The organism is Flavobacterium soyangense, assembly GCF_015277675.1.
In the GTDB taxonomy this organism is placed as follows: Bacteria; Bacteroidota; Bacteroidia; order Flavobacteriales; family Flavobacteriaceae; genus Flavobacterium; species Flavobacterium soyangense.
Window position 1 is genome coordinate 54654 of record NZ_JADHEC010000021.1, and the last position, 10589, is coordinate 65242.

The 10589-nt window shown below is 34.6% G+C and carries 13 protein-coding genes and 1 pseudogene; 7 read left to right on the plus strand and 7 right to left on the minus strand.

What is annotated here, in order from left to right; translation table 11 throughout:
- Positions 1-267: 267 nt before the first annotated feature.
- Positions 268-1323 (minus strand): DNA adenine methylase, encoded by a 1056-nt coding sequence (locus tag IR213_RS10320; protein ID WP_228479164.1) that lies wholly within the window; start codon positions 1321-1323, stop codon positions 268-270.
- A gap of 13 nt (positions 1324-1336) precedes the next feature.
- Entirely contained in the window at positions 1337-2203 is an 867-nt protein-coding gene (locus IR213_RS10325; RefSeq protein WP_194312237.1) for a type II restriction endonuclease, read from the minus strand.
- Between the two features lie 201 nt (positions 2204-2404).
- Here IR213_RS10325 and IR213_RS10330 point away from each other — a divergent pair, with 201 nt between their 5' ends.
- The 7 genes from IR213_RS10330 (at position 2405) to sufD (ending at position 7329) form a co-directional block, all read left to right on the plus strand.
- Complete coding sequence (locus IR213_RS10330; RefSeq protein WP_194312238.1) at positions 2405-2734, plus strand: HesB/IscA family protein; 330 nt, start codon at positions 2405-2407, stop codon at positions 2732-2734.
- Positions 2735-2770: 36 nt separating this feature from the next.
- A complete protein-coding gene (sufB, locus tag IR213_RS10335) occupies positions 2771-4219 on the plus strand; it encodes a Fe-S cluster assembly protein SufB (protein ID WP_194312239.1) in 1449 nt (482 codons plus the stop codon).
- A 41-nt stretch (positions 4220-4260) separates the two neighbouring features.
- On the plus strand, positions 4261-4467 hold the full coding sequence (locus tag IR213_RS10340; RefSeq protein WP_194312240.1) for a DUF2683 family protein: 207 nt from the start codon (positions 4261-4263) through the stop codon (positions 4465-4467).
- Positions 4458-4730 (plus strand): Txe/YoeB family addiction module toxin, encoded by a 273-nt coding sequence (locus IR213_RS10345; protein WP_194312241.1) that lies wholly within the window; start codon positions 4458-4460, stop codon positions 4728-4730. The genes IR213_RS10340 and IR213_RS10345 overlap by 10 nt, the downstream gene beginning before the upstream one ends.
- A gap of 14 nt (positions 4731-4744) precedes the next feature.
- On the plus strand, positions 4745-5497 hold the full coding sequence (gene sufC, locus IR213_RS10350; protein WP_194312242.1) for a Fe-S cluster assembly ATPase SufC: 753 nt from the start codon (positions 4745-4747) through the stop codon (positions 5495-5497).
- Positions 5498-5574: 77 nt separating this feature from the next.
- The gene (locus IR213_RS10355; RefSeq protein WP_194312251.1) at positions 5575-5922 is read left to right on the plus strand and encodes a four helix bundle protein; all 348 of its coding nucleotides are present in this window, start codon (positions 5575-5577) and stop codon (positions 5920-5922) included.
- A 90-nt stretch (positions 5923-6012) separates the two neighbouring features.
- A complete protein-coding gene (sufD, locus tag IR213_RS10360) occupies positions 6013-7329 on the plus strand; it encodes a Fe-S cluster assembly protein SufD (protein ID WP_194312243.1) in 1317 nt (438 codons plus the stop codon).
- Positions 7330-7453: 124 nt separating this feature from the next.
- Here the strand turns inward: sufD and IR213_RS10365 are convergent, their stop codons facing one another.
- The 5 genes and pseudogenes from IR213_RS10365 to IR213_RS16325 all read right to left on the minus strand — a co-directional run.
- Complete coding sequence (locus tag IR213_RS10365; protein ID WP_194312244.1) at positions 7454-8341, minus strand: NmrA family NAD(P)-binding protein; 888 nt, start codon at positions 8339-8341, stop codon at positions 7454-7456.
- 29 nt (positions 8342-8370) lie between these two features.
- Entirely contained in the window at positions 8371-9015 is a 645-nt protein-coding gene (locus IR213_RS10370) for an NADPH-dependent F420 reductase (protein ID WP_194312245.1), read from the minus strand.
- 63 nt (positions 9016-9078) lie between these two features.
- Positions 9079-9504, minus strand: coding sequence for a MarR family winged helix-turn-helix transcriptional regulator (locus IR213_RS10375; RefSeq protein WP_194312246.1), 426 nt, complete (start codon positions 9502-9504; stop codon positions 9079-9081).
- A 338-nt stretch (positions 9505-9842) separates the two neighbouring features.
- Entirely contained in the window at positions 9843-10223 is a 381-nt protein-coding gene (locus IR213_RS10380) for a hypothetical protein (protein WP_194312247.1), read from the minus strand.
- A gap of 257 nt (positions 10224-10480) precedes the next feature.
- Positions 10481-10589, minus strand: a pseudogene (locus IR213_RS16325) (IS5 family transposase); the annotation flags it as partial.

The following is a 10589-nucleotide window of genomic DNA, read 5'->3' on the forward strand; positions in this document are numbered from 1 at the left end:
AATTATATAGTTTGAAAAAACCGAAAATTTAATATCTGAAAAATTTCAGCAATCTAATAAGTTTGCAATCTAAGGAAATACATTTGCTTATGCAGAAAGCCAAATAAACTTTTTCGTATTGTAACTTGGCGATGTGGCGGATTAAGGAAACCTATACTTTTCCTTAAAACTAATTTTACAAGTACAAAACCTTCTTTAAATAACCTTAAAGCCAACATATTACTTTAGGGAGCTTCTTTTAGAAAGATGATGTTTTGCAGACATCAGCTATTCAGCTACAATTAAAATTTCAGAAGATTTTTTATTACTTAAAGCGTATTTCATTTCGTTGCTTTCGTGTATAGTTATTTTTTTACCATTTAGTATTAAAATATCCTTGATTTTTTCAATTGAAGGAATTCCATCCGAACGATAAGATATAACAAGTATGCTATCTCTGTATTGTTCAATTAATGATTCAAATGCAAATTGAATTTTGTCTTTCTTACTCCAATCAGATTTTTTTAATTTTAATCTTTTATGTTTTGATTTAGAATCAATCATTTCTGCCCAATCGTCATAATTCATTATTCCTTCTAAAAAATGATAAAAATCTAAATAATCTAACCCGACACCATTTTCTGAAATATACGGACTGTCAATGTAAACAAGGTCAAAATTGTTTTTTATTGACGAAATATCTTTATTGATGGAAATGTTTTGTTGGCCATTTGAAAAAACAGCATTATTCGCTTCTTGAATAAAGTTTTTGAAATGTGCCTCAAAGGGAGTGTCCCAAGTGACTTTATTCCCAAAGCTTCTTTTAACTTCTTGAAATCGTATATAGAGATTTTTCCTGTGGAATAAATTGTAGGGTCTTTTTATAATACAAGATTGAAATAACGCAAAAAAAGCTATTGCTTTTTTGTATTCATTAGGAATCAATCTAATATTCGTAATAACTATGTCTAACCATTTATTTTCATCATCGGTATAATAAACATTATTAAATGTCGCTTCGATAAAATTTGGATAATCAATATTTTCGTGTTTTGTTAAGATGAAATCCAAATCTTCAATGTCAATCTTTTCATTATCATTTTCAATTAGTGCTTTACCGATAATATGATTAAAAAACAAAATATCGTTATACGTAACAATTTTTTCGTTTTTTTTCATTTTATATGCCACTGCCGAGGTACCCCCAAAAGCATCTAATACCGTATAAAATTTCAAATCCTTAATACAATTCCAGATCCAATCAACATATTTCAATTTACTTCCTTGATATCTTGTTGTAGGAAATTTTGAAACTGTTGGAACAGAAAATAGTTTTGTTTGCAAAATATTTATACTATTATTCAATGTCATCATCTTCATCATCTACGTTAATTTCTTCTTCATTGAGTGCATTAATTTGATCTTGATGCTCTTTTAAAACATCAATTCCTCGTTGCTTATATTCTAAATAAGATTTTAAATTTGTGTACGGTCTTTCGATTTCTAAGGCCTTTGCCATATCTTTAGTTAGATAATACTTCCAGAAATCACGATAAATATCCTCTCCAAGTTCTGAAAATATCCCTTTCCCATTAATTAATTCATCTATTTTGATAGTTGCTCCGATATTTTTAGTATTCCCACTTCCTGGTGACGCAGATGCAATCTTATATTTTGGCTGAACAAAGAATTGAAAATCTTTTATGACAGATACAATATTTTCAATATCCTTTAATTTATATATGTTTTTTTCGTTCTGCTTCTCTTTGTTTTGTTTGTAGATAACTCCTAAAACTAGATGGGCTTCATAAGATTCGTATGGGTATGAAATATTTTTGGTACTACCACTATTTCTAAAATAACCAGTAAATGCACCAAGGGTCATACTTTTAATTTTATTGCCGGAATCAATGAAGGTGCTTTTGATGTCAACTGCAAATTTTGCTTGAGTTTTGTTACATATAAATGTTAAATCAGGATAATGATTTTGTTGAGCAGGAAGCTCTAACTTTAAATCATACTTGATCGCAAAATTTTCGAAAGCTGGTATTAATAGTAGTTCAATGACTTTTGAAACGACTTTTGTATCTATTGAAATGGTATAAATATTTTTGTAAATATCAATAAATCCTTTAACAATCCAATCTCCTTTTTCGGTAGCAATTATCTCGTTAAATCCTTTTACTTCCTTTTGAAGTGCTTCTAAAATTTGTTCTTTTTTCATAAACACAAATGTAACAATTCAGTTTGTTTTTAGATATAGATTTGAAAACATTTAAAATACAACTTTGAGGTGTTGTATCAGAAATGTTGCTTTACTGTTTCCTGCTACTGTCCAAATTGTGGTAAAAAAATGTTATATGTTTGACATAAACGTGAAATTGTAATATCTTTGTGCTCTATTTAGACAAATTCTATATAAGCTATGATTAAAGTTTCTGATACTGCCAAAAAGAAAATCATCGATTTAATGAAAGACGATGGTTTTGATGCTGCAATTGACTATGTAAGAGTAGGCGTGAAAAGCGGCGGATGCTCTGGGTTATCTTACGATTTAAAGTTTGACAAAAGCAAAGGCGAAGACGATAAAATTTTTGTGGATAACGAAATAACAATTGCCGTAGAGAAAAAATCGTTTCTCTATTTAGCCGGAACAATTTTAGAATTTTCAGGAGGGTTAAACGGGAAAGGTTTTGTTTTCAATAACCCAAACGCAAGTAGAACATGTGGTTGCGGAGAATCGTTTTCTCTATAATATTAACCCTTTCAGGGTATAATAAACAATAAAAAAATGTCAAAATACACCGAAGACCATTTACGAGTTGAACTCGAAAGCAAAGAATACGAGTACGGATTTTATACCGATATAGAATCGGACACTTTCCCCATTGGTCTGAACGAAGATATTGTTCGCGCCATTTCCCACCGAAAAGAGGAGCCACAATGGATGACCGATTGGCGCATCGAGGCTTTTCGTGCTTGGGAAAAAATGACTGAACCGGAATGGGCAAATGTGCATTATACAAAACCCGATTTTCAGGCCATTTCCTATTATTCGGCACCAAAAGCGATTGACCCCAATAAATCATTGGACGATGTGGATCCTGAGCTTTTGGAAATGTACAAAAAGCTGGGCATCTCTGTAGATGAGCAAAAAATGATGAACAATGTTGCGATGGATATTGTTGTCGATTCGGTTTCGGTGGCAACGACATTCAAAAAAACTTTGGGCGAAAAAGGGATCATTTTTATGAGCATTTCCGAGGCCATCAAGGAACATCCAGAACTAGTTCGTAAACATCTCGGAACGGTTGTTCCCCAAAAAGACAATTTCTATGCCGCGTTGAATTCTGCCGTTTTCTCTGACGGTTCGTTTTGTTATATTCCGAAAGGCGTCCGTTGCCCGATGGAACTTTCTACCTATTTCCGTATCAATCAAGCCGGAACCGGACAATTCGAAAGAACATTGCTAATTGCCGATGAAGGCAGTTATGTAAGTTATTTGGAAGGTTGTACCGCGCCAAGTCGTGACGAAAATCAATTGCACGCTGCAGTTGTTGAACTCATCGCCATGGACGGTGCCGAAATTAAATATTCAACCGTTCAAAACTGGTATCCCGGAAACAAGGAAGGAAAAGGAGGAGTTTTCAATTTCGTGACCAAAAGAGGTTTATGCGAGAAAAACGCAAAAATTTCTTGGACACAAGTCGAAACCGGTTCTGCCGTGACTTGGAAATATCCTTCTTGTATCTTGAAAGGCGACAATTCGATTGGCGAATTTTATTCGATTGCCGTAACCAATAATTTCCAACAAGCCGATACGGGAACCAAGATGATTCACCTTGGAAAAAACACCAAATCAACGATTATTTCCAAAGGAATTTCTGCCGGAAAATCACACAATAGTTATAGAGGATTAGTAAAAGTGGGGTCAAATGCGGACAATGCGAGGAACTTTTCGCAATGCGATTCCTTATTGATGGGAAATAATTGCAGTGCCAATACTTTTCCTTACATCGAAAGCAAAAATTCATCGGCCAAAATAGAACACGAAGCCACGACGAGTAAAATTGGCGAAGACCAAGTTTTCTATTGCAACCAACGTGGAATTCCAACCGAAAAAGCCATCGCCTTAATCGTAAACGGTTTCAGTAAAGATGTTTTGAATAAGTTGCCAATGGAATTTGCCGTTGAAGCACAGAAATTGTTGGAGATAAGTTTAGAAGGTAGCGTAGGCTAATTTTTTGTAAATTTGAAGAAACACTATTAAATTCAAATGTTATGGAACTCATTTTAAAAAACGTTAAGAAAAAAGATTTTCCAGTACTAAAATCATTGGCAAAATCATTGGGTTTTGAAATTGTTCAAGACGTCGAAAAACCATATAATCCTGAATTTGTAAAAGAAATTTTGGAGGCGGAACAAAGCTTAAAAGATGGGAAAGGAATTAGAATGACTATGACGGAATTGAAAGAATTATGCAAATAGATTTTTCAAACAAAGCAAAAACAGATTTAGATTTTTGGATAAAGTCTGGAAATAAAGGAATATTGAATAAAATATATTCTTTAATCGAAGACATTCAACTTCATCCTTTTGAAGGCATTGGAAAACCAGAAGAATTAAAACACCAACTTTCAGGAAGATGGTCAAGAAGAATAAATCAAGAACATCGCATCATATATAAAGTTACAGACGAAAATACAATTGAAATATTAGACATTTTATCATTAAAAGGTCATTACGAATAAACAAACGAAACAAGATGTTAAGCATAAAAAATTTACACGCCTCCATTGGAGACAAAGAAATATTAAAAGGAATCAACCTTGAAGTGAAAGCGGGAGAAATCCACGCGATTATGGGTCCAAACGGTGCCGGAAAAAGTACTCTTTCGGCGATTATTGCCGGAAACGAAAATTACGAAGTCACTGATGGAGAAATCTTTTTGGACGGCGAAGATCTTTCTGATCTCGCTCCAGAAGAAAGAGCACATAAAGGTGTTTTCCTTTCGTTTCAATATCCTGTTGAAATTCCGGGGGTTTCGGTTACCAATTTCATAAGAACGGCAATCAACGAAACCCGAAAAGCTAACAAACTGGAAGAAATGCCGGCTAACGAAATGCTGAAATTTATTCGTGACAAATCGGAGTTATTGGAAATTGACAGAAAATTTTTGTCGCGTTCGTTAAACGAAGGTTTTTCAGGCGGGGAGAAAAAACGTAACGAGATTTTCCAAATGGCAATGCTGGAACCAAAACTCGCTATTCTTGACGAAACCGATTCCGGACTAGATATTGATGCGCTTCGAATTGTTGCCAATGGGGTGAACAAATTGAAAAGTGACAAAAATGCCATCATCGTAATCACGCATTACCAAAGACTTTTAGACTATATTGTACCTGATTTTGTTCACGTATTATACAACGGAAAAATTGTAAAATCCGGCGATGCTTCATTGGCATTAGAATTAGAGGAAAAAGGATACGATTGGATTAAACAAGAACAAGAAGCATAAAATTAAAATAGTCTAAAGTCGAAGGTCATAAAGTCAAAAGAAAAATGTAATGGGTAAGTTTTAATTCTTTCGAAGAAATTAATTCTTGGCAAAAAGCAAGACTATTCAACAAAAGAATATACTTAATTACAGAAAACACAAATTTCAAAAAAGACTTTGATTTCATTAGACAAATTAGACGGGCATCTATTTCAATAACATCAAATATTGCCGAAGGTTTTGAAAGAAATACAGACAAAGAGTTTGTTTACTTTTTATACGTAGCAAAAGCATCAGCAGGAGAAGTGCGATCTCAATTGTATTTAGCATTTGATTTAGATTATATAACAAAACAAGATTTCGAAGAACTTTTAGAATCAGTAACAGAAATATCAAAACTGTTAAGTGGTTTTATTAAATACTTAGAATCTAGTCGTAAAGTTTAAAAGTCAAAAGTCAAGAATAGTTAACCAGCTATTTTATACTTATACCGACTTTAAGACATTTGACTTTCGACTTTAAGACATAAATAAAAAATGGAATTAAAAGAAAAATTACTATCGTCTTTTATGGCTTTCGAAGAGCAAGTTGATGTTCATTCTGAACTTCACAATGTGAGAACTGAGGCTATAAAAAACTTCGAAAATAAAGGTTTCCCAACCAAAAAAGAGGAATCTTGGAAATACACTTCACTAAATGCCATCTTAAAAAATGACTTTACCGTGTTTCCAAAAGGCGAAAACTCCATCCAGTTTAAGGACGTAAAAAAATATTTTATCCACGAAATAGACACCTATAAAGTTGTGTTTATTGACGGGGTTTTTAGTTCGTATTTATCATCTACCACTCACGAAGGACTTGATATTTGCCTGATGTCATCAGCGTTGAACAAGCCCAAATACAAAATGGTTATCGATAACTATTTTAATAAAATTGCCAGCAAAGACGAGACTTTAACGACTTTGAATACGGCTTTCGCCAATGAAGGTGCTTATGTAAATATTCCGAAAAGTATTGTGGTTCAAAAACCAATTGAGATTATGTATTTCTCGACAGGAAACGAAGCGGCACTTATGGTTCAACCAAGAAATTTGATAATTGTTGGCGAAAATTCACATGTTCAAATCATCGAAAGACATCAAAGTTTAAACGAAAATCCTGTTTTAACCAATTCGGTTACCGAGATTTTTGCGCAAAAACGTGCTATTGTCGATTACTATAAAATCCAGAACGACAATAACGAAGCCAATCTAATCGACAATACTTATGTTTCCCAGAAACAAGAAAGTCACGTTTCGGTTCACACTTTCTCTTTTGGAGGAAATTTGACCAGAAACAACCTCAATTTCTATCATTTTGGCGAAAGATTGACCAGCACACTCAACGGAATCACGATTATTGGCGACAAGCAGCACGTAGATCATTATACTTTAGTTCATCACGCTGCACCAAATTGCGAAAGCTTCCAAGATTACAAAGGAATTTTTTCTGACAATTCTACCGGCGTTTTCAATGGGAAGGTTTATGTAGAAAAAGAAGCTCAAAAAACCAACGCTTTCCAAAAAAGCAACAACATTTTGTTGGGCAACAAATCTACAATAAATGCCAAACCACAATTGGAAATTTTTGCCGACGACGTAAAATGTTCTCATGGTTGCACCATTGGGCAACTCGATGAAACTGCGATGTTTTATATGCAACAACGCGGAATTCCTAAGAAAGAAGCCAAAGCTTTATTGATGTATGCCTTCTCGAATGCCGTAATCGAAAGCATCAAAATTCCCGAATTGAAACAAAGAATCACCAAAATCATCGCTATGAAATTAGGCGTGAAAATTGGATTTGATTTGTAGTATCATTCCAATTTTCGATGATGTTCGGAACCATATATCTATAATAAACCCTTTCCAATTTAGAAAATTGGAAAGGGTTTATAATTTAACAGATTAAATAATCTGGGTTTGCATTCGTTTGCAACTACATATTGTAGACGTAATTGAAGGTCTGCGCAAACTCTTCGATGGTAGTGGGCGTTGTGCTTTCTGCATCCCGTGTAGCAAGAGCCAAAACTTTTCCCACATTCAGTGCGCCTATGAATTCATTGAGCGTATCGGCCACATTTTCGGAAGTTCCCATTTGTTGCATCATGGCATTTTTAAAATCCTCTGGAGAAAATTCTACATACTGCAAGTCATTTATTCCAATGGCTTGCCCATACACTTTTGCTATTTCTGGATAAGTAACCTCCCTTGCTCCCAAAAGATTTTGAATAGAGTGATTCTCAAAATCTAACGACAACAGCCTCTTTGCGGCATAGTTTGCAATGTCTTTTGTTGCAATTACAGGAAAAGAAAGATCCGCTTTTATGGGTGAACCCATAATTCCAGCCTGTTTAACGAGTCCAATCATACCAAGGGTATTTTCCATAAAATAACTTGGCCTCAAATGAAGTGCGTTTAAACCTTCTATTTTATTGAAAATATTCTCCATTTTGTGCAAGCCAAGAACCACTCCGGAACCACTTTCCAAGTGCGCCCCCTGACTGCTCAATGCCACAACATATTTTACTTGATTCGCTCTCAATGCTTCGGCAATGGCATTGGCATGTTCCACTTGACCTTCTGTATAGTTTGAGGTTTGCCAGTCAACGGGAATCATGGCATACACCGCTGTTGCTCCATCAAATGCTTTTTTTAAGAATTCTGCATCCGAAGTTTCGCCTATAAAAAGCTCCGCTCCTTTGTCAGTCAATTCTTTTGCTTTTTCAGCACTTCGGCTGATGATTCTCACTTTTTTCCCTGCTTCCAACAATGTGGAAGCAATTATTTTTCCGGTGTTCCCGGTAGCACCTGTAATTACGTACATAATTTTATAGCTAGATTAATATTAATGATTTATAGTTTCAATAGTTTGAAGGCATGCGCCCATTGGTTGCTTCTAAATCCCGGAATACACCAAAGCATGCACAACGGCTCAATGGCTCTTGCCGATTCGATCATTCCGAAATCGGCACTTTCCCAGCCGAACTGGTCAATGATAACAGACACCTCTTTTTTGGCCTCTTCGCTATTTCCACAAATAAACATCGTTGGTTTGCTCTCAAAAGTAGGGTTTACCATGAACGCATTGCCCACGCTGCTAAAAGCTTTCACAAAATTGGCTTCAGGAACAGTTTCCTGCAATTCTTCCATCAAGGATTTGTCGAGGTTGGTGAAGAATTTTAAAACGCCATTTGTTGGGGGAGCGTCGGCGATAGGATTGGTAGTGTCGATTATTGTTTTGTTGGCTAAGTTTTCGGCACCAACGATTTCAAGGGCATTCTTGGCAGCAGTTCCTTTTACGGCGAGCACCACGATGTCGCCAAACTTTGCCGCATCGGCGAAAGAACCAATCTGTGCGCCAACGCCCTCGCCCAACTGCCACTCAACTAATTTTGAGGCGTCTCTCGTGCCAAGGGTGACTTGATAACCGTGTTTTAAAAAACCCGCCCCCAGGGCTTTGGCCACAACGCCCGATCCGATAATTCCTATTTTTTTCATCTTAGTCCGATTTAAAATTTATATCAATTTGTTTGTACATACAACAATGTTTAGGCAAAAAAATTAGCCTATTTTATTGACCACCTCATAGGTTTTTGCCGTAAGAGTTTTTGCTTCATCCTTCCCGATAAGATCAGAATATCTGTGGTACAATTTTTTCCAAGCCTCTTTGATTTTAGGGTCTAATTTTAGGCTTTCCTCTGTAGGATAAACTTCGGTGGTCCTCCCCATCGATTTTCTTTCCACCAATTTTTTTTGTTCCATTTTTTCGATCAAACGGGTAATTGTCGAAGGACTAAGCAGCATTTCCTCACTGATTTTATTGGGTTGAATGCCTGGTTTATTATTCACGGTCATCAATAAAAAAGCGTAGGATGACGACAAGCCCACAACCGCAAATTCCTCATCGGCCATTTTTGTCATCAACCTGGACAATGCATTGGCCGAATAATATAGGCAACCACAATATTTTGAATCACTTTTTTTCATAACTGGGGCAAATGTAAAAAGAATTGCTTGTACATGCAACTATTAGCTTGAAAAAATATAAAAATATTTTTTCTCATCCGAAAACTAAAGCACCCAAACAAAGAATCACCCAGATTATCGCCAACAAATTAGAAGGGAAAATGGGATTTGATTTGTAGTATTAGTAGTTAATTATAATTTCAAATCCGACAGGTTTTAAAAACCTGTCGGATTTTTTTATGGAACTATTTCCAGATAAAAATTTGGCTTATTTAAGAAAAATGACGAAAAACTTAAATAAATACATTTTTATTTAAGAAAGACAGTCAAAAACTTAAATAAGGTTTTTTGTAGTTAAGTTATTCTTTTGAATTCCAATAGGCAAAAGATTGTGGTGGGGTCAAATTGTAATCTTCTTTCAAACATTTTGGGTTTGCAAATCTTTTTTTGTTTTTAATTTGAATGGCAAATCCGTGTTTTCTATCAGCAAAATATTCGTAGAAATAATCTTCTGTTATTCCTGAATGTTCTTTGGTTTTGTCCCAAAGTGTTTTAAGGTCAAAATTGAATATTTCACCAATTTCAAATTCGCCAATTACTTTTTGTATAGGAGACGAAGCATAAACTAAAACCGAAGTTACATTTTGGTTTTTGAAAATAGCTTTTCTGAATTCAAATTTTTTTGACCCATCAAATATTTTATTTGCAAATTGTGGCTTAATTGATAGTACTACTTTCATTTTTTAATTACATTTAATTGTTAATACGCCTTTTAGAACGTCGTAAAGCCAATTACTGAACAACTCAATTAGTACAGCTATTATAAATGCAAATATCGCATATTTAGCAATGGTTTTCCAATTATTTTTTTCATATTTTGTTTTAATTAGTGTACTGACGCTTTCAACATCAATTTCTTTCCAATGATAAGCTAAATAAATTTGATTATTTATTTTTGGGATGTCCACATAATCATCCCACCTATAATTGAAGTGATTTAAACTTTTATTTTATTGAATTTTTTTAGGGCAATTACGATGAACGCCAAATAATTAAAGCCCAGCCAACTTGCCACTGTTGTGTCGAATCTATTTAATAAAGATCTA